Origin of the sequence: Halostagnicola sp. A-GB9-2, from assembly GCF_030068615.1 — an archaeon.
Classification (GTDB): Archaea; Halobacteriota; Halobacteria; order Halobacteriales; family Natrialbaceae; genus Halostagnicola.
Genome location: NZ_JASJOC010000007.1, coordinates 81,790 through 104,172, shown reverse-complemented (window position 1 = coordinate 104,172; position 22,383 = coordinate 81,790). Strand labels below are relative to the sequence as shown.

18 protein-coding genes and 1 pseudogene are annotated in these 22,383 nt (G+C 54.8%); 8 read left to right on the top strand and 11 right to left on the bottom strand.

The genetic code is table 11. The features are described 5' to 3' along the window. Window positions 1-175 precede the first annotated feature (175 nt). Window positions 176-919: a type I 3-dehydroquinate dehydratase gene (locus tag QNM96_RS16700; protein WP_283837770.1), complete on the bottom strand. Its 744-nt coding sequence runs from the start codon at window positions 917-919 to the stop codon at window positions 176-178. 585 nt (window positions 920-1,504) lie between these two features. Between QNM96_RS16700 and QNM96_RS16695 the strand changes: the two genes are divergently transcribed. After that, window positions 1,505-2,677 (top strand): MFS transporter, encoded by a 1,173-nt coding sequence (locus tag QNM96_RS16695; RefSeq protein ID WP_283837768.1) that lies wholly within the window; start codon window positions 1,505-1,507, stop codon window positions 2,675-2,677. Window positions 2,678-2,974: 297 nt separating this feature from the next. On the opposite strand, the gene QNM96_RS16690 is transcribed toward QNM96_RS16695, so the two are convergent. The 3 genes from QNM96_RS16690 to QNM96_RS16680 form a co-directional block, all read right to left on the bottom strand. Further along, on the bottom strand, window positions 2,975-4,456 hold the full coding sequence (locus tag QNM96_RS16690) for a tripartite tricarboxylate transporter permease (protein WP_283837766.1): 1,482 nt from the start codon (window positions 4,454-4,456) through the stop codon (window positions 2,975-2,977). 5 nt (window positions 4,457-4,461) lie between these two features. After that, window positions 4,462-4,929: a tripartite tricarboxylate transporter TctB family protein gene (locus QNM96_RS16685; RefSeq protein ID WP_283837765.1), complete on the bottom strand. Its 468-nt coding sequence runs from the start codon at window positions 4,927-4,929 to the stop codon at window positions 4,462-4,464. Window positions 4,930-5,496: 567 nt separating this feature from the next. Beyond that, window positions 5,497-5,916, bottom strand: coding sequence for a universal stress protein (locus tag QNM96_RS16680; RefSeq protein WP_283837763.1), 420 nt, complete (start codon window positions 5,914-5,916; stop codon window positions 5,497-5,499). 168 nt (window positions 5,917-6,084) lie between these two features. Between QNM96_RS16680 and QNM96_RS16675 the strand changes: the two genes are divergently transcribed. Further along, a complete protein-coding gene (locus tag QNM96_RS16675; RefSeq protein WP_283837762.1) occupies window positions 6,085-6,729 on the top strand; it encodes an MBL fold metallo-hydrolase in 645 nt (214 codons plus the stop codon). 161 nt (window positions 6,730-6,890) lie between these two features. On the opposite strand, the gene QNM96_RS16670 is transcribed toward QNM96_RS16675, so the two are convergent. Then, window positions 6,891-7,934 (bottom strand): alcohol dehydrogenase catalytic domain-containing protein, encoded by a 1,044-nt coding sequence (locus QNM96_RS16670; RefSeq protein ID WP_283837761.1) that lies wholly within the window; start codon window positions 7,932-7,934, stop codon window positions 6,891-6,893. Window positions 7,935-8,194: 260 nt separating this feature from the next. On the opposite strand from QNM96_RS16670, the gene QNM96_RS16665 reads away from it, so the two are divergent. From QNM96_RS16665 to QNM96_RS16645, 5 genes are all read left to right on the top strand, one after another. After that, on the top strand, window positions 8,195-9,208 hold the full coding sequence (locus tag QNM96_RS16665) for a tripartite tricarboxylate transporter substrate binding protein (RefSeq protein WP_283837760.1): 1,014 nt from the start codon (window positions 8,195-8,197) through the stop codon (window positions 9,206-9,208). A gap of 226 nt (window positions 9,209-9,434) precedes the next feature. Further along, window positions 9,435-10,775 (top strand): DUF4147 domain-containing protein, encoded by a 1,341-nt coding sequence (locus tag QNM96_RS16660; protein WP_283837759.1) that lies wholly within the window; start codon window positions 9,435-9,437, stop codon window positions 10,773-10,775. Between the two features lie 87 nt (window positions 10,776-10,862). Next, window positions 10,863-11,552: a 4-carboxy-4-hydroxy-2-oxoadipate aldolase/oxaloacetate decarboxylase gene (locus QNM96_RS16655; protein WP_283837757.1), complete on the top strand. Its 690-nt coding sequence runs from the start codon at window positions 10,863-10,865 to the stop codon at window positions 11,550-11,552. 189 nt (window positions 11,553-11,741) lie between these two features. Continuing rightward, complete coding sequence (locus tag QNM96_RS16650; RefSeq protein WP_283837756.1) at window positions 11,742-12,518, top strand: IclR family transcriptional regulator; 777 nt, start codon at window positions 11,742-11,744, stop codon at window positions 12,516-12,518. Window positions 12,519-12,917: 399 nt separating this feature from the next. After that, the gene (locus tag QNM96_RS16645) at window positions 12,918-13,820 is read left to right on the top strand and encodes an NAD(P)-dependent oxidoreductase (protein WP_283837755.1); all 903 of its coding nucleotides are present in this window, start codon (window positions 12,918-12,920) and stop codon (window positions 13,818-13,820) included. A gap of 821 nt (window positions 13,821-14,641) precedes the next feature. Here the strand turns inward: QNM96_RS16645 and QNM96_RS16640 are convergent. The 4 genes and pseudogenes from QNM96_RS16640 to QNM96_RS16625 all read right to left on the bottom strand — a co-directional run bounded on the left by QNM96_RS16640 (window position 14,642) and on the right by QNM96_RS16625 (window position 17,250). After that, window positions 14,642-14,875 (bottom strand): universal stress protein, encoded by a 234-nt coding sequence (locus tag QNM96_RS16640; protein WP_345782540.1) that lies wholly within the window; start codon window positions 14,873-14,875, stop codon window positions 14,642-14,644. Beyond that, window positions 14,785-15,309 (bottom strand): IclR family transcriptional regulator C-terminal domain-containing protein, encoded by a 525-nt coding sequence (locus QNM96_RS22940; protein WP_345782539.1) that lies wholly within the window; start codon window positions 15,307-15,309, stop codon window positions 14,785-14,787. Before QNM96_RS22940 ends, QNM96_RS16640 begins: the two co-directional genes overlap by 91 nt. Window positions 15,310-15,322: 13 nt before the next feature. Next, window positions 15,323-15,406: pseudogene (locus QNM96_RS22935) on the bottom strand (IclR family transcriptional regulator); the annotation flags it as partial. 1,082 nt (window positions 15,407-16,488) lie between these two features. Continuing rightward, window positions 16,489-17,250, bottom strand: coding sequence for an IclR family transcriptional regulator (locus QNM96_RS16625; RefSeq protein ID WP_283837752.1), 762 nt, complete (start codon window positions 17,248-17,250; stop codon window positions 16,489-16,491). A 653-nt stretch (window positions 17,251-17,903) separates the two neighbouring features. On the opposite strand from QNM96_RS16625, the gene QNM96_RS16620 reads away from it, so the two are divergent. Beyond that, a complete protein-coding gene (locus tag QNM96_RS16620) occupies window positions 17,904-20,381 on the top strand; it encodes a glycoside hydrolase family 31 protein (RefSeq protein ID WP_283837751.1) in 2,478 nt (825 codons plus the stop codon). A gap of 84 nt (window positions 20,382-20,465) precedes the next feature. Here QNM96_RS16620 and QNM96_RS16615 read toward each other — a convergent pair whose 3' ends face one another. Together QNM96_RS16615 and QNM96_RS16610 are read right to left on the bottom strand one after the other, a co-directional pair. Beyond that, a complete protein-coding gene (locus tag QNM96_RS16615) occupies window positions 20,466-20,885 on the bottom strand; it encodes a hypothetical protein (RefSeq protein WP_283837750.1) in 420 nt (139 codons plus the stop codon). A gap of 729 nt (window positions 20,886-21,614) precedes the next feature. Then, complete coding sequence (locus QNM96_RS16610; protein WP_345782538.1) at window positions 21,615-22,382, bottom strand: TIM barrel protein; 768 nt, start codon at window positions 22,380-22,382, stop codon at window positions 21,615-21,617. Between the last annotated feature and the right edge of the window lies 1 nt (window position 22,383).

Genomic DNA, 22,383 nt, shown 5'->3' with positions numbered 1-22,383 from the left:
TCGTAGCTAGTACCACTATTGACGCGACCGGGCCACGACCGAGTATAGATAGAACCTGCCAAATTGTTACGAAGATAGTCCGAAAATCGTCACGAATGGAACCGGCTAACCCGTACCCAACGAAAATTGCTCGTTTGCCGAAATAGTCTGTTTGCCGAAATAGTTCGTCTGCTGATTAGTCCGTCTGGCTAAATCCCTGTGACGCTGAGACGCTTTCTTCTACCCCGTCAATTATCTGCGTCTCCGTTTCCCCCTGCTTGATCGCTTCGATTAGTGACCTGAGCCGTTGGAGAGAAATTTGCCCTGGCGCGTATTCGCTCGTATCGGTCTCAAGCGGTGCGTATCCGAGCTTTGAACCGTACAGTGGACCGAGGACTCGAACGTGGCTTCCAATCTCACCCATCGAAATTCCGGCAATCTTCGTTCCGTCCGTAGTCGCCGTATTAATCGCGTTTAACATCCGGAGCGTATCAGTTTGATCGTTGGCGAAGGTTGCCACCTTTGCGATATCTCCGTACTGAGTGCACTCCTCGATGATTGCGTTAAGTGTGGATTGATCCGGTGTTTCTTCGAACTCGTGAAATGAAATGATTAGTTCAATATCCGTCTCACGAAATTCGTCCACAACCCACTCTTTTCCGCGAGCGGTTTCTAACTCGATATCGACCATTTCGACGGCATCGGATCGGGCAGCCTCCATCAGTCGATCAAGGCGACCGTGGTCGATCGCGTTTCCGCCGAACCATTGTGAACGGTTGGTCGCAATGATTGGTAGTTCCCCGTCGTAGGAGTCGAGTTGAGCGATCGGTTCATCCGCTTTGTCCATCCGAAATTCAATAAAATCAGCCGCCCCTCGAGCTTCTGACTCCCGTGTCAGATCGTTTGTTGTCGCTGCCAGAGCGAACTCGTCGCGGTCCATGGTATGTTTTATCACTCGATCTTATAAAATGTTCCTATTCCATTCTCTGTTATCTCTGATTATTCATGATGTACTGGATCGAATTGATTAGAGTTATTTCAGACCCATATCTGATTTACATACATGTGTGGGATCTGATGAGATTGGAAATTACCCAAGTCACTGTGGTCTTTTCGGTTGCCAATTTCAATTATACTGTAACGATATAGAAAAGCACACAAGAACCCAAATCACGAATTTAGAAATCAAGATAATAAATAATACGCTCTTTCAAACGGGTATACCTTCAAACGAGGAATCTAGTTTATAATGGAACAGATAGCTTCTGACCGAATATTGAGAATCACGTTCTCGTCAATTGTCCGTCTGAAGTGAAAAAATCAAAATAACTCATATATCGAATATGTGGTATGTGGGGTGGCTGGTAGCTAATCCTCTATACCACAGTAGTAATATATTCAATTTCACTCACTGTAGGTGATTCGATCTATCATTTATTCTCTCACTTCGACATTTTCTCGCTATCGAGTTGGTGTATTTTCCGAAGTGTTTAGATGACTCAACATGAACATATCTTATCAATCGATGGATTGGCAATATCGGGATACAGTGCTAGCCATCTGTACATTAGCTCTGTTCGTGACAGTATTTGGTCGTCTGGCGATCAGTCCAGTCGTTCCTGATATCGCCGCCGAGTTCGAGATTTCAAACACGCTCATCGGCATCTCGCTAACGTGTATGTGGCTCGCATATGCACTCACTCAATTTCCAAGCGGCATCCTCGCTGATCGGTATGGTGAGCGACTGATTATCCTCATTTCTGTTGCTGGAACCGGTCTTACGACGCTGATACTCGTGGTTGCACCTAGTTTCAGCGTCTTTGTTCTGGGAACGATTCTGCTCGGCGGTGTCGCCGGTCTTCACTACAGCGTTGCAACCACGTTGCTCACGCGGATCTACGACGATATCGGGACCGCAATTGGCATCCATAACTCAGGGGCTCCGCTCGCTGGTCTCGCAACGCCGGTTATCATCTCGTGGATCGCCGTTCGGTATGGTTGGCGTCCTGCCATTTTCAGCACCGCTATCGTCGCGTTTCTCGTATTCGGTCTCGCTCTATGGAAGATTCGCCCGATCGAGCCGTCCAATCCTGACCAGTCGATGCGAGAACAGGTACAACTAGAGCAGATACTGGGGCTACTCTCCCGTCCACCGGTCGTGTTCACTGGAACGATCGCTATCATCGTGGAGTTCGTCTGGCAAGCTGTCGCGTCGTTTTTACCCGCATTTCTGGTCCAACAACACGGCTTTTCGACGACGTTTGCGGCGATCCTGTTTGGCCTGTATTTCCTTTCCCAAGGTGTTTTACAGGTCGGTGTCGGGGCTATAGCGGATCGCTTCGGTCGCGATATAGCGATCGGCATTTGTATGACTTCTGCTATCGCAGGGTTGCTCTTGCTTATCCAAGGTTCAGGAACCTGGTTGATGATACTCGGGGCGCTCTTGCTCGGTCTCGGAATGGCGTGGGGTGCGGGGGTGTTCCCGCGGCTTATGGATCGTCTCACGCAAGACGAACGAGGATTTGGGTTTGGGCTCTTTCGGACGGTGTACATGACTATTGCCGCCGCTGGGTCGGTTGTCGTTGGACTGTTGGCAGACCTGTTTAGCTGGACCGTTTCTTTCGGCTTCTTGACTGTTCTGCTCGTCGGCGTTTGTTTGTTGCTCGTCGTTAACGCCCTCTTTGACCTTGGATACTGACGAGCTATCTTACCGTTTTCGCACGTTTTGTCGTTCTTTGACGCGTATTTGCCAGCGAAACTGTTCCACGGTGGCAGAGCCTTGTCCCAGAGTTACAACATTCGTTTCGACGATTCGTATTCCTCCGTTGTTCATGCTGTTGTTGCCGTTATTGTTCCGAACGTAGTAGCCACTACTGTCAAACCGAACCGCGATGCTCCTCGAGGGGCCGTACGAGAAAACTAGAATGAGAGACAAGAAACTGAAATAAGAAATGAGAAAACTGAAACGAGAAGAGAGTAATCCGGCTGAATCAGGTTAGTCCCGAACCGATCTGATCGCCGGCACTGCCACCGTTGCGATGCTCAGGAGGATCACGGTGAGTGCGATTGGGCTGGTGTAGAAAATGTCCAGTGAGCCACCAGAAATATCCAGCGAACGCCGAAGGTTCGCTTCGGCGATCGGCGCGAGTATCAGTCCGAGAACCATCGGAGCGAGCGGATACCCCCGGAAGCGCATCACGAATCCGAGTCCTCCCGCGGCGAGCATCACCCAAGCGTTGAAAACAGTTCCTGAGAGCGCGATCGCTCCAATGACACAGAGGACGAATATGACGGGCCAGACATAATTTTGCGGGATATTGATGAGTCGTGCCCAGTAGTTCGCACCGAGGAGTCCGAAGATGAGGATAATAACGTAGATAAGGAGGAACCCGACGAATATCGTGTACAGGAGTCCGGATTCGTCCTGGTAGAGTTCCGGACCCGGCGTGACGTTGTGGACCATCAACGCACCGATGAGGAGCGCTGAGACGGAGTCCCCGGGAATTCCAAGTGTGAACGTCGGAATCAGTGCGCCGCCGGTACTCGCGTTGTTTCCAGATTCGGCTGCTGCGACGCCCCGAATGTTTCCTTCTCCGAACGATGGCGTAGTGTCTTTCAACCACCGTGTTGCTTCGTTGTAGGTGATGAACGAGGCGATGTCTCCGCCGGCCCCCGGAATCGCTCCGACGAGCGATCCGATGAACCCGGAAACGATGGAAATCGGGGCGATCGACTTGATGTCGGACAGAGACGGCAACACACCTGTAATCTTCTGGTTGATCTGATTCTGGTCGTCATCAATTCCCTGGGCGTATTTGCGAAGTCCTTCGGCGATCCCGAACAATCCGATCATCACCGCGATGAATTCGATACCGCCCATCAAGTTTGGAACGTCGAATGTGAACCGTTGATATCCGGTTAGCGGATCGATTCCGACGGTTGCGATCAGCATTCCCAGAAGGCCCGAGATCATCCCCTTCGTGAGCGAGTCCCCGCTTACGCTCGCGATTATCGTCAGGCCAAAGAGCGCGAGCGCGAAGAACTCCGGCGACCGAAATCGAAGCGCGGCATCTGCGATGAGGGGGGAGAGGAACATCAATGCGAGCACGCTGATGAACCCGCCAATGAACGATGCGACGGTACTCATCCTGATCGCACGCCCGGCTTCTCCCTTTTGCGAGAGCGGATAGCCATCGAAAATCGTCGCGGCGGCTGATGGGGTCCCAGGTGTTCGAATTAGAATTGCGGGAATTGATCCCGCATACACTGCTCCGCCAAAGATACCGAGCAGTAACATCATTCCCGTTGCGGGCTCTAACGTAAAGGTAAACGACAGTAACACTGCGATAGTCATCGTGGCGGTCATCCCTGGGATTGATCCCATGAGGATACCCAATAACACGCCGAAGACCATCAGCGCGAGTATCGTGGGGTCTAGTACATTTGCGAGGCCGTGGGAAATGTCATTCAGTACCATCGTTATCATAGTGGAAGTGGTGGGAGGAGCCTTGAAACCGGGATTATAGCCTCCGGTAGCCTGACCATGAAGAGGTCACTGAAGATATAGAATAACACTATTGGTAGCCCGATCGAAATGACGGTTATCATCAGTTTCGACCGAATGTTCGAGTAGTAGAGACCGACCGGTAAGAAGAGCATCGTTCCGACCAGGAATCCGGTATACGGCATGAGGAGCAAATACGCCGTTAGAAAGCCGAACATAACGGCTGCTGGCACCATGGAGAAATCGCTGATCTCGAGTTCGGTATCGTCGTCGACTACGATATCCGCGACTGCGAATACGATGATAGCGGCTGACACCAGAATCGGGAAGAATCCGGGTCCGAGTTCGCCACCGTCGGGAAATCGGGTTGCGTAAGCGATGACTACAACTGAAACCAGTATGAAAATCACCGAGAGCGGATTAGATTTGAGTTTGGTGAGTGCCATAAGTGGGAGTGAAGCGAACTATTTTGTTACCGGAGTGATCGGTATATTGAGGCCGGTACCAGCAAGGCCAGTTCCGCTGAACCCAGTACTATCGGAGTCAGTACCACCGAGGTCAGTACCACCGAGGCCAGTACCACCGAGGCCAGTACCACCGAGGTCAGTACCACCGAGGCCAGTACAGTCGTTCGCGTCGGACGGCGGTTCGTACGTTACACGAAAGTTACTGTTCGTAATCATTTTCACTCCGGTTCGATAATAGAGTGGCTATCTTACATCTGTATAAGTTTACTGGTGTAGGTTGATTAAAGCGTGCCTCGGTTAACTGTAAACTATTTTAGAATCGGATACTACTATTGGATAGTAATATGCACTGGTGAGGTGGCGCTTACTAACCGAGGCAATTGATGCAGGGTGATTGATATTGTCGCGATGATTGATATGGTGGTTGATGTGGTGGGTATATCGTGGTGACATGTATTAATCTCCAATGGTGTTCGATCAGGTATCGTGGTGAGTTGGTTGACCGTCCGGAGGCCGTGTTGACCTGTTACCGAGTTCAGTGTTGGGTCAGCTAACGGTTACAACCGGACAATTCGCATCCAGTAAAATCGACTGTGCGACGCTCCCGAACAGCGCTTTTCCAGCCGGCGATTTGCGACGTGGACGAACGACGACATATCGAGCAGTCACTTCGTTAGCGTAGTCGATAATTTCGTCTGCCGGATCGCCGACGAGTCCGACGGTCTCGTGGCGTTCGTCAATCTCTAGAACGGCTTCTGCAGCCATTTTTGCTGCTTCCTCGCGTATTTGGTCTAAGTTGAGCGGTTGGTCCGCTTGCGCGTTCGCCGTTCCGAGCGTAACGAACTCCGACCTGGTCAGTGCATGAACGACATGAATTGATTCATCGAACTCAGTTGCAAGTCTCTCAGCTTCTGAAACGACGTCGGATGCACCATTGGATCTATCCACCGCTGCGACAACGACCATGCTATAGTGCTCTCGAGACTCCTTATTATTGTTTCGCTGGAGACGCCTCCGGGCCGGAACTCGATCCGAAAGGGATGGATCAGTCCGGTAGAACACCCTGTCGGAAACCCACCCGATAGTAATTAACCGATAGCTTTAATTGCCGAAATGCTCCATCTGTAACTGATTATGAGCTTTAGTACCATCACCGATGGTATTGCGCAGGTTCAATTCGAGCACGTTCGCGTACTTGTGCTCGAGGATACCCCGTCCGGAAAGACGACACTCATCGATACCGCTTTCGAGGAAAACGGCCAAGAGCTCGTCGACATTCTCGAGGAGGAGTACGGAACGATCGATCGAGTCATTATGACTCACGGCGATCACGGTCACCACGGCGGACTCGACCACGTTATGGAGGCGTTCTCTCCGGAACTCGTCGCTTCGGCTAACGAGGATAAACTCCACGAAGCAATCGACCACGATCCTGACGTTCTCTTCGAAGACGGTGACCTGCTCGACGGAAACATCCGCGTTATCGAGGTTCCGGGCCACACGAAAGCGACGTCAGCGTTGTTGCTCGAGGACCGCGATCTGCTCATTTCAGGAGACGCACTCGACGGTGCTGATCGCGGTGGCCTTCCGGAGGGATACTTGCTCCCACCGCCGGCCCTGTTCAACGACGATCACGAGGCTGCGGAAATCAATCTCTACGATCTCCTTCAATACGACTTCGAAACCCTCCTCGTCTTCCACGGCGCTCACGTCTTCGAGGACCCAAAGCAAAAACTGGACGATTTCCTCGTCGAACGCGAATGGGACCCACGTCCCTGACTGCCACGAGACTGCACCACTCCGCTGATTCAATCATACCGGTCGGTCTGTTTCGGAACCTCTACACAGGTCTCGTTTCATTTCCCGTTTTGTCCACTCAGCTTGGCTTCCATTCAGATTCCGTTCGAAAAGCAGTACCGAATATCGGGCTGGAAATCGAGTTACTCCCGAAGGACGGAGACATCGAAGACGGGTTTGCAGGTCTCGCCCTCGAGGAACGCGGTGAACGCGGCTTCTGATTCGAGCAAACTAAATCGGTCATCGAGGAAGGTTTCGTGATCTACGTCTCCGGACCCGATCAGTCGGAGTGCGTGTTCGAAGTCTTCGTATGTCGCACCGTAGGAACACTGCAGATCAATTTCCGATCGGACGAGCGGGGTGTACGCCATCGTCGTTTCACCGGTCTGGCCGATGAGCACGATCTGTCCACCTTTTCGAACCTCGTCAACTGCCATCGTGAGACCGGACGGATGACCGGTCGTGTCGAAGACGACGTCGTAGCCAACCCCCGCTGTCCGCGCTTCGCGTTCTGCATCGAGGTCGTCTGCTTCGACGTTGATCGTCGGGAATCCGAGTTCCTCGGCGAGCGGAAGTCGGTACTCGGTGTCTTGGCCGATCCCGGCAACGACCACGTCGCCTCCCTGAGCGTCTGCAATCTGTGCGGTAAGCAATCCCATCGGACCAGGACCGGCTACCAAAACGCGGTCGCCAGCGCTGACTCGAGAGTTACCGATCACCGCTCGTGCACAGATCGCAGTCGGTTCGACGAGCGCTGCGTGTCGAGGCTCGACGGTATCGGGAACGTGTTGGACGACGGATTCGGGAACGGCGATGTAGCCCGCGTACGCGCCGTCGTGATCGACGCCGGTAATCTCCGTGTCCTGGCAGACGTTCTCTTCGCCCATTTTACACTGGTAACACTCGCCACAACCTCGGATCGGTCGTTCGACGACGCGGTCACCCGTCGCGAAGTTCGTCACTGCGTTTCCGACCTCGATCACGCGGCCGGTGTATTCGTGCCCGATAACGGTAGGTAACTCCATTCGTTCGAATGCTGGTTTGAACTTGTAGATCCCCGCATCGCTTCCGCAGAGGCCAGCGTATTCGATTTCGATCAGTACTTCGTCTGACGCCGGGGCGGGCCGTTTGATATCGACGAGTTCCATCCCTCCAGCGTCGCGACTGGTTTTAGCTAAACCGCGCATACCGGGTTCTCATCGATGCCTCTGTATAAAGTTGTGGATCGAAGTAGAAGTTCCACGCAGACGCACTCAGTTCGGATTGGATTCGCATCCAATAGGTTAGGGTCTATCGACACTATTCAAGCAATTATCGAAACCCGCCGGTACACCGCGTCTCGAAGCGAGCTTGCTCCGCTCGACGTGTCGGCTATTTTCAATTAGCACACCTGTTCCGGGCACCCATTCGAAAGGTTTAAAATTATAGATCATAACTTACCGGTAGAATGCCAGACATTCACAGTAGTGAAACCAGTGGGAAGCGTGTCGTAACTCGTCGCAATGCTCTCAAGGCCGTCGGTGGGGCGGGTCTTGCAATGACTGCGGGATGTCTCGATGAACTGCAGACCGATGGGGAGTGGCCATCGCGACAGATCGAAATCGTCGTCCCGTGGGCGTCCGGCGGTGGCGCTGATACGACGAGTAGGGCGGTCGCCGATGCCGCAGAGGAGTTCACGGACGTGTCCTGGAACGTCGCAAATCAGGAAGGTGGATCCGGTTCCGTCGGAATGAACGAAGTCGCGAACGCGGAACCTGACGGGCATACGCTCGGCGTTGCAGCCCCAGAAATCACCCTGTTTGATCACCTCGGACAGGACGATCTGAATCCGGACGATATCACGCCGATCATGCAGTACGCCGATATGCCAGCGGCGCTCGTCGTCCACGAAGACGACAATTATTCGACGGTGGGCGAGTTCGTCGATTACGCGGAAGACAACCCGGGCGACCTGGATATGTCGCACTCGGGAACCGGCTCGTCGTGGCATCTGGCTGGAGCCGGATTCGCCGATGAAGCAGGGATCGAAGTCGATTACGTCTCCTACGATGGTGCGGACCCGGCGATCACGGCGGTCGTCAACGGCGAAGTGGATTGTACCGTCGTCGGCGCTGCGGAAGTCCATTCACACGTTGTTGACGGCGACCTGAATGGACTCGGCGTGATGTACGACGAGGAACTCGACGCGCTCCCCGACACGCCGACGATGATGGCCGAAGGTATCGACATCGAGATCGGTTCGTGGCTCGGCCACTTCGCACCGGCGGATCTCGCAGACGACGTTCGTGACGATATCGCGGATGTCTACGAGTCCGTCTACGACTCGGACGAATTCTCGTCGTTCTTAGAGGACAATCACTTCACACAAGCACGACGCGGTCCCGAGGAGTTCCAGGAGTTCCTCGACGAACAATACGACTACTACGAAGAACTCGTCGACGACCTCGGCATCGAAGGGTAAGCCGTAGCGGCTCGGCTCTCTCGAGTCAATCTTTGTGACGTATCGTCGAATTTTGACGTATCGCTGAACACTGTCCCAATGTTCACCTGTGGGCGACAGTGCGATCGATCTGCACTCTCTTTCTCCCGCCATTACAAACAGCCATTCCAAACCCCCGTTGCAAATTCAAACCACAAACGATGGTGTGAAAGAAGGCTTTATGCAGTGACACGAACCACCATGTACCATGATCGAACGCGACCGTATCCAGGTCGGCACGCCCACGCACGAGCTAGTCCTCGAGGCACTCGAGGCCGGAATCACCGCTGCTCACCCCAGGACGGTGTTGGCCGACTCACTCGCTCTCGAAAACAGCAGACTCCGAATCGGACCCCAACAGTTCGATCTCTCGGCCTACGACGATATCCGCGTCCTCGGCGGCGGGAACGCCGCTGGTCGGGTTGCGAGCGCGCTCGAAGACATCCTCGGATCCCACTTGTCTGGCGGAATTGTGGTCACCGACGATCCAGCACCCGCTGGCCCCGTCGAAATGGTCGAGGGAAATCATCCGTCGCCGACAGAGACGAACATCGAGGGCACGCGCCGCCTCCTCGAGCACGCTCGTGACTGCGATGAGGACACGCTCGCGGTCGTCCCCGTCACTGGGGGTGGAAGCGCTCTCCTCGCTGCGCCCGTCGACGGCGTGGCGCTCTCGGACCTCCAACAACTGACGGACGAACTCCTTCGTAGCGGCGCGCCAATCGCGAAGATCAACGCGGTTAGAAAGCACGTGTCCTCGTTGAAGGGTGGACAGCTGGCGCGCGAACTCGCACCTGCGACGACGGTAGGGCTCGTCTTTAGCGATGTGACGTCGGGCGATCCGTCCGTGGTTGCGAGCGGCCCCTTGTCCCCGGATTCGACCACGTATGCAACGGCTCGCGCCGTTCTCGAGGAGTACGATGTCGATGTCCCGAATTCGGTCACAGATCGCTTGCGATCGGGCGAGAACGGCGACGCGGCCGAGACGCCGAACGATGACGACCCTGCGTTCGAAACGGTCGAAGTCTCCGTTCTCGCGGATAACTTCACCGCGCTCTCGGCTGCAGCCGACGTCTGTGAACGCGAAGGGTTGACCGTGATGATCCTCTCGTCGTCAGTTCGAGGCGAGACGCAGGCGGCGGCCAAAACGCACGTCGGCATCGCCGAAGAGATCCGACGCACCGGAAACCCGGTGTCCCCCCCGGCCGCAATCATCTCCGGCGGCGAAACGACGGTGACGATTACCGGGGACGGTATCGGCGGCCCGAATCAGGAGTTCGCCTTGAGTGCCGGCCTCGAGTTGCCCGACGATGTGGTTCTGGGCGCAGTCGATACCGATGGGATCGACGGGCCGACCGATGCCGCCGGCGCGCTCGTTTCGAACGAGACGATCGAGAGCAAACCTACTGCACGCGCTTTCCTTTTGGATAACGACGCCTACACCTACCTCAAGGAACGCGACGCGCTGATCATCACGGGCCACACGGGGACGAACGTCAATGACCTCCGCGTCGTGCTCGTTCCGGAAACGGCAGAATCGAGCGAGTGACTCGAGTCCGTTTCTACAGCGCTCAGCACGCGTGTGCGATCTTCAGAAATCGGTAGATTAACGTAATCCACAGGTCTTCGTTCTCCCATGCACACGATCGAGCACGACGTAGAGCGTCCAGATTCATCTATTGTTTCAGCCTTCGAAACGGTTCCGAGTACGATAGTTTCGGACGTTACAGGGAACATCGGACTTACAATGGACTCCGGCATTAACCCCTGCCGGAGCGATATCGACATGGCTGGAACCGCTATCACGGTGAAAGCCGCTCCGGGTGATAACCTGATTATCCACAAAGCGATTACGATGGCCGAACCCGGCGACGTTCTCGTCATCGATTGTGATGGGTTCACCGAGACGGGCCATCTCGGTGAACTCATGTGCACGTCGTGTCAGGCTAACGATCTCGCCGGTCTGGTCATCGACGGAAGCTATCGGGACAAAAACGAAATCGCCGAGATGGGATTCCCCGTCTACGGCCGCGGCGTTCACCCGAAAGGGCCGCTCAAGCAAGACCCCGGTTCGATCAACGTCCCGATTTCCTGTGGCGGCGTTACCGTCAACCCGGGCGATATCGTGGTCGGCGACGATGACGGTCTGGCCGTCGTTCCGTCCGACGGCGCAGAAGAAGTCCTCGAGCGATCTGAGGAAAAACTCGAGTCAGAAGAGACGGTTCGCGAGGATATTCAGGACGGCACGTACCTCTACGAACGAAACGGCTACGACGAGTTATTCGAGAACCTGAACGTCGTCGGTCCTGAAGATTCGATCCAGTAACGCGTCGTTTTCGGTCAGCGGCGTCGAACAGCCGATTTCGATAGTGCTCCGGTCAGTTACAGGGGGGTCCGTACTATCGTCCTGTCCTTTCGCACTGGTTTTGCGGTGACTTCGCGGCTTCTCTCTCTCTGTTTCAATATTATCGAATTCTTTCACAGGGCTTAAGATGGCCCACAAGAAGATACTATCATGACTGACAGCGGAAAATCGGACACTCGGCGGCTGAAGAGCGTTTCTCAGTCTTTTACCATTGTCGAATACCTCCAGAACACCGACACGGCGACGCTTTCCGAGATCGCCGACGCGCTCGATATACCGGTGAGTACGGCCCACATTCATCTGGGTACGCTCGTCGAAACGGGGTACGTCCTCAAAGAGGACGGCGAATACCGCTGTACGTTCCGATTCCTCGAGTCGGGTGGCGAGATGCGAGATCAGATGGTGCTCTACCAGGCGACGAAGCCGGAAATCGACGACCTTCGCGAGATATCGGGCGAACACGCGAACCTCACCGTTGCGGAGGACGGACACTCGGTCCAATTGTACAAATCGGAGAGTCCAGAATCGATAGACGACAACGCCCCGTTGGGTCAGCACCTGTACATGCACTCAACCGCGACGGGAAAGGCGATCCTCGCCCAGTTCTCGCCGGATGAGGTACAGGCGGTGATCGAAAAGCACGGGCTTCCACAGCAAACGGATAACACCATCACTGCTAGTGATTCCCTGCGCGAAGAGTTGGCTCAAATACGGGAACGGGGTTACTCGGTAAATCGGGGTGAACACTTTCGCGGCGTCTGTGCCGTCGGCACTTCAATAGTATCGAAACCCGATGGAGTAATAGGCGCAATCAGTATCAGCGGTCCGCGTAGCCGGATGGGAACCGAGCGAATCGAGTCGGAGCTCGCCCCGGAACTACTGGATAAGAAGAACATCATCGAACTCAAAATCCGCCAGTTTAGCTGAGGCCGTTGTGCTCCCGGTGCCCGATTTGCTCGTAAATGCCGCTTCGGGTGTTCCAGCCGACGGCGGTCGATTCCGCTTCGATCGGCAGTATCGTTCCAGTTCGGGTAACCGTCCTCTTCGAGGATATTTACAACCATAAGATTGTAATGCAACTGGCCGAGTTCGCGGGTATTTCAATAATATCGAAAAACTAGCGTCGTCCGCACGTCGTCCACATGCGCCCGTTTTCTTCCAGAATTTCGGGCCGAGACGGGCGAGCGAACCGACTATCGGTTCAGCGATCGTGAAACGAATGCTGGCGAAACGAGCGACGGATTTCGAACACAGAAATCCCCTACTGGCCGGAGAGTCCCGAATACACAATCTATAAGTGCGGCCCAGATGTACTCGTGTTCGTAAATGGCCAAACAGAACGTTCTAATCACGGGTCCGCACGGCGAAGCCGGACAGGCCTTGCGGAAACACCTGTTCGAGAAAGACCAGTACGAATTTACCCTTCTCGACCTGAACGATCACCCCGAGTACGAGACGCACGTTGCAGACGTCAGCGAGTACGACGAGATACGACCCGCTTTCGACGGCCAAGACGCAGTAATCCATCTCGCGGCGCAGTCCGATGCCGGCGCATCGTTTGAAGGAGTCATCGAACCGAACGTCGTCGGTACCTACAACGTCATCAAAGCGGCCGAGGATGCCGGTGTGGAGAAGGTAATCTTCGCCTCCTCACAGCGAGTGATGGGGCTGTACGAGGACGACAACTCACCCGAACTGTACGAGGCGGATCATCCCCTCTTGCTCGACCACGAGTCGCTCCCGAAACCGGATGGCTACTACGGGGCGACGAAGATGTTCGGGGAGCACATCGGCCGCGTTCACGCGAGAAACGATTCTCCTCCGTCGCAGTTTTTCTCTATTCGGATCTCGAGCGTGCGCCCCGATCCGTACGATCACCCCTACGGCGACGCCGAGCGGGGCGTACAACGGGGAACCGAAGACGGAGTCGACCCCGAGGACGGTGCCTGGGATCCGTCACAGGCGGGATCCTGGGAGCGCGGTAGCGACGAGTACGAAGAGATGGTAAAACGGTTGAAATGTACCTGGACCTCCCAGCGCGACTTTGCCCATCTGATCGAATGCTGTCTCAAGAACGAGACGGTGACCTACGATACGTTCTACGCGGTCAGCGATAATGCGGGAAGCTGGTTCGACGTTGAACACGCAAAGGAGGTTCTGGACTACGAGCCACAGGACGACGGCTCGGAATGGGAGAGTCCACCCGATGTCGAAAACCCTGCCCAATGAGCCGATTCCGGTCTCTGCAACCGCTATCCCGACGGTAAACGACTTCTCGTAGCGTATCGCTTGCGTGCGGAGCGGTTCGGGTGCTACTCTGATGGACTCTCCGGGAACGGTATTACTGGCCCATCATTTGTCCTCGAATGAGGAAGAGAAATCAAAATCATCTACTCATATTATCTCGATACAGATGCTCTCAAAATCGTCTTTCTTACCGGAACATCTTCACCGACTGTTACTCTGTTGACTCTCCATTGGACTCTCACAGAACGAGAGGCATGGATATACGGGTGGATACACGGCTTTTCGATCCGGTATTCCTGAGGTGTCTTTTTGCACGTCAAATTGGAGTCGATTATGAACGAACCGAATATGGTATATATGGCTAAAGATGTGCTAGATATCTATACACGTCTGCTAAATCTATGAATGTTAAAGATAACATACTAATATGGGTCCTATTGTAGAAAAATTGTGACTTTTCGAACTATTGCGTTCTGAAGATCTGAGCGGTATTCTCACCACACGTGGTAGGGAAGCAAAGAATGGGAACTCAATTCTAATCTACTTTACCAGCTACGGTGACGTGTGCGATTACGATTCGTTCGCTACTCGAATCGGTGGACTCGAGTGAATCGTGAGATCCTTCGAGGAGGACTGAACGACTGAATACTAGTGTCGAGATTTGTTGCACCGGCGTCGAAATCGATCCCTGAGACTCATAGGGATTATCGTTGGAGTTCAGAGATTGCCTGTTCGGGGGATCGAAACACAGTGTCCACCCCTGCGAGGCGAACCATCCGGCTGGCTACGATAATCCCTATCAGTTACTGCATCGCCGCGACGACGGGTTGGGTTGCATCGAGGAGCACCGACTGGGTGACGCTGCCGAACAGCGCTTTCCCGACAGGCGATCGTTTTCGGCCGCCAATAACGATATAGTGGGCATCGGTTTCGTTCGCAAACTCGATTATCTCTTCGGCCGGATTACCGTGGCGTCCGTGGGCCTCGTGGTCGCGGGAAACGTTTTCCCCGGCTTCGGTTGCGACGTGTTGAGCGATTTCTTCTTTTCGCTCGCGCTCGTGATCGTGTGATCAGTTCGTTGCTCGAGTCCGTGCTCCTCGACGATCTTGTCGACGTTATCGTCGGGAAGTGCGGCGAGAATTGCTTTTCCGCCTGCGATACTGTGAAGGTCACACCGGGTCCCGATCGAGGCATATGGCTGGAGGGCGTCGTTTCCGGTCGCTTTTTGAACGTACACCGCCTTCCCATCCTCTTCGACAATGTACCAGACGATTTCGCCGGTCTTCGATGCGAGATCCTCGAGATACGGCCGAACGACGGCAGCAAACGCGATATCTTTCTGGACGTACCGGCCGGGAGTGAGAAATCGGAGACTCAGGTCGTACGTTCCGTTGTCGTTGGTCAGATACCCGAGTTGAGCGAGTGTACCGTACGTAATCGTGCACCGTGCTTTTTGGTAACTCGAGTGCACTAGTTATCTCCGCGACGGTTGCGCCATCCTGGTTACGAATATATTCGATTATTTCGAACGCTCGACCGACCGTACTGAGTGGGACATCCGGTATCATTGCTCACATATCCGCCGGTCAAACGAATAAAAATTGCGTCTTCGAGCGGAACGTCTGACCGAGTATGTCGAATAGGCCGGACCGCACTCGGACGGATGGCGTTTGCATACTCGGGTTACGACAGATACAGGAAAAATCGAGTAATATCTTCTAAATAATGCAAGATAATTACGTGAGATTGGAATGATAATCTTCCCGTTCGATTTACCCGGACACAAATCGTTTACAAAGATATGAATGTAAAACAGAGGCCGTTCTTGTAGGTCGAAATGCTCTCGATAGAGACGACTGGGTTTACCAATCGCCATCGGTGTTCTTCGTTCCGTCCGGTGTCTGTCGATCTTACTACAAAATTGAAATATACTTAACCTGATCTTTATTTTGTTCCGGAAGGAAATCTGACGGCGATTACGTCGACGTTTCGGTGAATCATTGTCTTTTCTGCCCAACACCGTGTCAAGTGAGAACACGTTACTGCGAACGTCACGCCCTGAGTTCGTTTCAGGCGTCCGTATAGAACAGCGAACATTGGTACTATACAATACAAAAGCCGATTTTACCCTTGTCTCAGTTACAACTCTCGACAGTTGGACTATATTCGGACATGCTGATCCCGCTGGCCCTCTAGTTCCATGTTCGAACGATATACGGACGGTCTCGGATGATAGTACGGATCAACCATTACTACGAACGGTTCCGTATACCAATTTAGGTGTTCGATCTTGTTCACACCTTATGATTCGTATGTAACGAAATATGTTAGCAAAAAGGAGGCCATTATAATTATATCGATATTTCTGGAAATTCTGTGGAAAATACGTGTTTGATGTCGCTTTCTATTGGTAAATTAAAACATCCAACAAGAGACAATATCTGATAATCATTACTAAGTTGTTATTCGAGTCGGACGAATATCGCGTCATGGGGATTCGATTTGATTCCGCTCTTCTCAGTTCGGACGGCGAGACTCCGACGTCGCTTGAGTCGGGATACGAACCGTTTCCACCCTATAGGAGGTAGTTAGACGGGACTCGAGGGAGAGTTCGGTGTAGCTGTACGTTCTCCGACCACCGAGATGCGCCCTATGAGTAGTTGTGTTTGAGTTCGATGACGTTCGCCGTTCCCAGTACTGAGTCAGGAAGTTCCTCGTAGAACCGTTCGTCGCTGATGCGGTGGATCGGGCACGCGACGCTGATCGCCCCAACACTTCGGTCGTTAGCGTTGGTGATCGGAGCGGCAACACAACAGAGTCCCGTTAATCGTTCCTCTCGATCGAACGCGTACTTGTGGCTGCGAATCTCGTCGAGTTCGTCGAAAAACCGTTCGCGGTCTGTTATCGTTTGCTCGGTCAGCGGTTCCATGCCGCGTGTATCGAGAATATTTTCGACCTCTTCTCGAGGGCGGAACGCGAGAATAGCCTTTCCGAGTCCTGTACAGTGAAGTCCGACTTGTTTTCCCTCGTACGTATCGAGCTCAACTGCGTTCTCGCCTTCAGTTTGGTACAAATAGACGCCCATTTTGTTCCGTTCGATGAGAAGGTTTGCGAGCTCTCCGGTTTCATCCGCAAGCTTGTCGATTTCTTGCCGTGCATCGTCGTAAATCTCGGTTCGATTTCTTGCGTATGCTCCGAGGCCGAGAAACGAGATTCCGATGTGATACTCGTCCCCTTCCTTAGAAAGGTACTCGCGGTTGACGAGCGTATTAAGGTGGTTGTGCACCGAGCTTTTTCCGATGTCGACGCGCTCTGAAATCTCTGAAACCCCTGCACCGTCGAGCTCCTGTACGATTTCGATGATTTCGAACGATCTGTCGACTGTTCGGACGGGGTGCTTCGGTTCGACCATACTACACCTATACGGGGACGGTGTATATAATTTCACTGCCATATGGCCGATTAGCTCCAGCGCTGGTAGTCCCAGTTATTGGCGACCTATCGGGGGCGTTCGCGATAACCGAATATTGGGTTTAGAAGGGTTATATGCCTGGCATAAACGGGTTTGGCTATTCCTATTTGATTCCAGATTTTGTTGGTATCGTCTTCTCCGTTCGAAACGTTAGCAAATATATACCCAAGCAAACAATTTCTGGTCTGCAAATTGTCCGTTCTCGTCTCGAACGAAAGCCAGCTTGTGAGCCTCTTTGTCGCGTTCGAGCATGGACAACTGCGTCGGACTGTCGTGGGTCGCTCGTACCGATAATTCCGAAAAGCTCTTTCTAGATCAGCATACTCGTACTATTACAGGATAGTGTGTTGTTGTAATTTAAATTATTCATTCTCGATTTCACACGAACTGATTCGGCTATGGGGAACTAAAATGTAGCAACTGGTCGAGAGAACCGACGCTCCGCGAGCCCCGAATTAGTCAACCGACGGTCGTTCTCCATCGCCTCGGTGACGAACGCCGGCTAGATACCCCTGGCGGAACCGGTACAGAGGGGGACGAACGATATGCTGAGAGGCGGAACAGTAAAGAGACCACGGTTGTCTTTATTTAGTATGCAGTACGAAGCGATTCGAACGGAACCGGACGGTCCACTCGTCCGAACGGACGAGGGAATGCTAAAGCTTCAGGTCATCGACGATGCCATCGTCAGAGTTGTCGTCGGCGATGACGAGTCGATCACCGATCCGTCAACGAACAGTCCGATGATCGTCGAGCAGCCCGCTCATAGACCGGATTGGTCGGTTTCTGAAACGGCAACGACCGTTACGCTCGAGACGGCAACGCTCCGCGTGGAGATGGCAAAGGAAACCTGTGCGCTCACTTGGCGGGATATCGACGGTACCTTGCTCGTTCGCGAACCCGAAACGGGCGGCAAGGAGCGGAATCCGGTCGATGTCGAGTCGATGGCCGGTGAAAACGCCGTCACTCCGCTCGAGACGCTCGAGCGTCGCGGGTACTCGACGAAACTTGAACTCGAGTTCGACGACGAGGCGCTCTACGGGCTCGGTCAACACGACGACGGCGTCTCGAACTACCGAGGAAACGCTCAGTATCTCTATCAACACAACACGAAGGTGTCGATGCCGGTCCTCGTCTCCACGCGCGGGTACGGCATTCTCTGGGACTCGTACTCGCTGTCGACGTTCCACGACGACCAGCACGGGAGCTATTTCTGGTCGGAATGCGTCGACGAGTTCGATTTCTACTTCGTCTATGGGCCGGAGTTTGACTCGATCGTCTCCGGATTTCGCGAACTGACCGGCGAAGCGACGATGCTCCCGAAGTGGTCCTACGGCTACATCCAGTCGAAAGAGCGATACGAAACGAGTACGGAGCTGCTCGAGGTCGTCGACGAGTACCGCGAGCGGGAGGTCCCGATAGATTGTATCGTTCAGGATTGGCAGTATTGGCCCGATTCGACCGAATCGGACCCCGACTTCGAGGAGTGGGGTGGCCCCGACGGTGACTGGGGACGATGGGGACAGAAGTCCTTCGAACCCGACCGGTTCCCGAATCCCGACGCGCTTACGGACCGGCTCCACGAGCGGAACGTCAACCTCATGATTTCCCTCTGGCCGAACATGCTCGCTGGCGAAAATCACGAGGAGATGGCGGCGGCCGGCCACCTACTCGACGACGGTGATCTCTCGGCTCCCGACAACGAGCGCCACTATTACGACGTGTTCTCTGAAGCGGCTCGAGAACGCTACTGGAACCAGACGGAGGCAGGACTGTTCTCATACGGCGTCGACGCGTGGTGGGCCGACTCGACCGAACCGTACAATCCCGACTGGGGGCTCGAGACTCCTCTCGAACCGGAACAGCGTCTCGAGTTGATCACCAACGACTACAAGCAGGTGTTCGACCCGGCTTACATCAACGCCTACTCGATTTACCAGGCGCGGGGTCTCTACGAGGGCCAGCGAGGAACGACTGAGGAGAGCCGTGTACTGAATCTCACCCGGAGCGGGTATCCGGGTCAGCAACGATACGGAGCGATCACCTGGTCGGGCGACATCGAAGCAACCTGGGACCGTCTCGAAAGGCAAATCGCCGATGGCCTGCAGTTTACGGTGACCGGTAACCCGAAGTGGACGCTGGATATCGGCGGCTTTTTTGTCCGCGATGGGACCGACGAGGAGTTCTACGCCAACGGCGACTTCGATGCGGGCTACGAGGATGCGGGCTATCGCGAGCTGTACACGCGGTGGTTCCAGTTCGGTGCCTTCCTGCCGCTGTTTCGGTCCCACGGCACCGACACCCCTCGAGAGATGTGGCGATTCGGCGAGCCCGGGGAGCGGATTTACGACACCCTCGTCACGTTCGACGAATTGCGGTACCGGTTGTTGCCGTACATCTACTCGCTCGCGGGATGGGAAACGCTCGAAAATTATACGATGTTTCGCCACCTCGCGTTCGAGTTCCGCGAGGACGAAGCGGTTCACGACATCACCGACCAGTTCATGTTCGGTCCGTCGCTGTTGGTGTGTCCCGTCACGGAACCGATGTACTACGGCCCAGCGTCGACGCCCCTCGAGGGGAAAGCGAAGGCTCGCGAGGTCTATCTCCCCGAGGGGACGGAGTGGTACGACTTCTGGACCGGCGAACGCTACGACAGCGGACAGACGATTCTCGCGGATGCCCCGCTCGAGAAGCTCCCGCTGTTCGTCCGAGCGGGGAGCATCGTCCCGATGGGGCCCGTCGTTCAACACACCGGCGAAAATCCTGACGCGCCGTGGGAAGTCCGGGTTTATCCCGGCCGCGACGCTTCGTTCGACGTGTACGAAGACGCTGGCGACGGCTACGAGTACGAGGACGGTGAGTACGCTGTCACGTCCCTCGAGTGGGATGACGCCGCGAACGAATTTTCGATCGGGGAACGGGACGGAACGTTCCCCGAACTGGTTGAACGACGCCGGTTCGAGGCCGTCGTCGTCACGGAGGGTGTCGGAACCGGGGTCGAGACCCACGAAGCACACGCGACGATTTCCTACGACGGGAGCGAGGCGAGTGTGGCGATCGATCGGTGAGGTGAATCACGGCGTTTACCTGCCTCGGATTGTGGATTCGACGAACACCACCGCCTGAACGACCGGATCGAACCTGTTTAGGCGTCAGTCATCTTCGATTATCTCATCGAGCGCCACTGAGATTTCGGCTTCTTCATCCGCACCGACCGCTACCGACTCCTCGACCGAGTCCTGTGTAAAGGGAAGACGGACGGCGTTCGGAAGCCAGCCCCGTCCGGGGTCCATCGTCCACTCGAGTACCTCGGTCGCGCTCTTCGGGTGGTACAGTTCGTAAAACCCCGGATCGGCCGGAGCGATCCCGAGAAGTGTCACGCTGTTGCCGTCCCGATCTTCGATCCATCTGCCGTTGGTCTGGAGGCGCTGTATCGACATCTGCGCCGTTGTCGCGGTAGTCGCCGGGAGACCGAACGCGAGCGTTCCCATACCGATACCCGTCGTCTTCAAGAGCGCTCGTCGCGCGAGACGCTTGACCGATTCTCTCTGGGTATTGGCATCAAAATTCATGGCAGTACCGGCTATCACAGATGGATATAAATAAATACTGTCACGAATTGGCTAATACAACGGATATCCGAATCGATGAACGCGGTATCCACGAACTTGCGACGTTCGGGGCCGGAAGCGTAGAATTACTCCGGTGGTCGACCGCGTTCCCCGTGAGAAAACAGTTGCTCGATTACGGTCGAGGGAGACCTCGAGTAGTTGTTATCGTGGAACGGACCACTTGATCGAAACTGTCGTAGCCGGCTATCGTTGTCGTCCGTCTCGGGAGTACGCTCACCGGCCTCAGGCGGGTTGTCGTTGATCTCGAGCGCCCTCTCCATTGATGGTCCCGAACTGTACGTCCATTCTTTCTCCAAGCGAAAACGAACCACTTTCGGTATAGAACAATTATCACGACACACGGCAACATCCTCCTTGCTGTCGAGCGGCTTCTGTTGGCGCGGTAGTATTCGGTTTCGTTCTCGCTTGACTCCGACCATCGGGCCAGCGTAATTACATACATATGGGTGTAATGAATACTACTCTCCCTGATCGTCCGCTCCCTTCAATTCGCCCGATACCTCCGTTCGTTCGATTGCTGGATAGTGACGAGCCGGAGTAGAAGTCGCTCTACCGACGGAGCTGTCGACTAGTATGGGCACTTCAGCACGGCCGTTGGACCGAGGTCCCGCTCACCCGTTTCACGCTGTTGTCGACCACCGAGACGCCCGCTTCTCCGTCGTTTAGCTACTACTCGACTCCGTCTTCGAGCGCGTCCAGCGCCGTCGCCACCGCCTCGTCCGGATCTTCGGTTGGCGCAAACTCGAGGCCGACGTAGCCGTCGTACCCGCTGTCCTCGAGTGCCGTAACCACGTTCGCGTAATTCAGTTCGCCGGTGCCTGGTTCGTGTCGCCCGGGGACGTCTGCGACGTGAACGTGGCCGACGTGTTCTATGTTTTCCGTAAGATTTTGGATAATATTTCCCTCCGTGATCTGTTGGTGATACACGTCGTACAGCAGTTTGACGTTCGGCGAGTCGACCGCCTCGATGATCTCGTATCCCTCGCGAGCGGCGGTGAGGTAGTACCCCGGATGATCGACGGCCGCATTCAACGGCTCCACAACGATGGTCACATCCGCGTCCTCTGCGTCTGGAGCGACGGTCGAAAGCACCTCGACGATGTTCTGGTGTTGTACGTCCCGCTCGAGCCCCGCCTGATCCTGGCCGACCGTCGAAATGAGCGATCGACAGCCGATCTCGCTCGCAGTTTCGATCGATTCTCGAATCGTTTCGACGGCCTCGTCGGCCCGGGCTGGATCGGTGAGCGTTCCGCCCGCCACGCAACCGACGATGGGAAGCCCCGCCTCCTTCGCCGCCGCTTCGATCGTCTCCAGCTCTTTCTCGCGCCAGTCCCAGAACTCGATTCCGTCGGCACCGGCATCGGCCGCTCGGTCGACCCGATCGGCGAACGGCTCGTCGTCGTACACCATCTCGAGACAGAACGAGACGTCCACCACG

What these genes read in the sequence shown, in the direction of transcription:
- QNM96_RS16620 (WP_283837751.1), top strand. Translation starts at nt 17,904, where the DNA reads ATGCAGTACGAAGCGATTCGAACGGAACCGGACGGTCCACTCGTCCGA.
- QNM96_RS16665 (WP_283837760.1), top strand. Translation starts at nt 8,195, where the DNA reads ATGCCAGACATTCACAGTAGTGAAACCAGTGGGAAGCGTGTCGTAACT.
- QNM96_RS16615 (WP_283837750.1), bottom strand. Translation starts at nt 20,885, where the DNA reads ATGAATTTTGATGCCAATACCCAGAGAGAATCGGTCAAGCGTCTCGCG.
- QNM96_RS16685 (WP_283837765.1), bottom strand. Translation starts at nt 4,929, where the DNA reads ATGGCACTCACCAAACTCAAATCTAATCCGCTCTCGGTGATTTTCATA.
- QNM96_RS16690 (WP_283837766.1), bottom strand. Translation starts at nt 4,456, where the DNA reads ATGGTACTGAATGACATTTCCCACGGCCTCGCAAATGTACTAGACCCC.
- QNM96_RS16680 (WP_283837763.1), bottom strand. Translation starts at nt 5,916, where the DNA reads ATGGTCGTTGTCGCAGCGGTGGATAGATCCAATGGTGCATCCGACGTC.
- QNM96_RS16660 (WP_283837759.1), top strand. Translation starts at nt 9,435, where the DNA reads ATGATCGAACGCGACCGTATCCAGGTCGGCACGCCCACGCACGAGCTA.
- QNM96_RS16700 (WP_283837770.1), bottom strand. Translation starts at nt 919, where the DNA reads ATGGACCGCGACGAGTTCGCTCTGGCAGCGACAACAAACGATCTGACA.
- QNM96_RS16655 (WP_283837757.1), top strand. Translation starts at nt 10,863, where the DNA reads ATGCACACGATCGAGCACGACGTAGAGCGTCCAGATTCATCTATTGTT.
- QNM96_RS16695 (WP_283837768.1), top strand. Translation starts at nt 1,505, where the DNA reads ATGGATTGGCAATATCGGGATACAGTGCTAGCCATCTGTACATTAGCT.
- QNM96_RS16670 (WP_283837761.1), bottom strand. Translation starts at nt 7,934, where the DNA reads ATGCGCGGTTTAGCTAAAACCAGTCGCGACGCTGGAGGGATGGAACTC.
- QNM96_RS16650 (WP_283837756.1), top strand. Translation starts at nt 11,742, where the DNA reads ATGACTGACAGCGGAAAATCGGACACTCGGCGGCTGAAGAGCGTTTCT.
- QNM96_RS16645 (WP_283837755.1), top strand. Translation starts at nt 12,918, where the DNA reads ATGGCCAAACAGAACGTTCTAATCACGGGTCCGCACGGCGAAGCCGGA.
- QNM96_RS16625 (WP_283837752.1), bottom strand. Translation starts at nt 17,250, where the DNA reads ATGGTCGAACCGAAGCACCCCGTCCGAACAGTCGACAGATCGTTCGAA.
- QNM96_RS16675 (WP_283837762.1), top strand. Translation starts at nt 6,085, where the DNA reads ATGAGCTTTAGTACCATCACCGATGGTATTGCGCAGGTTCAATTCGAG.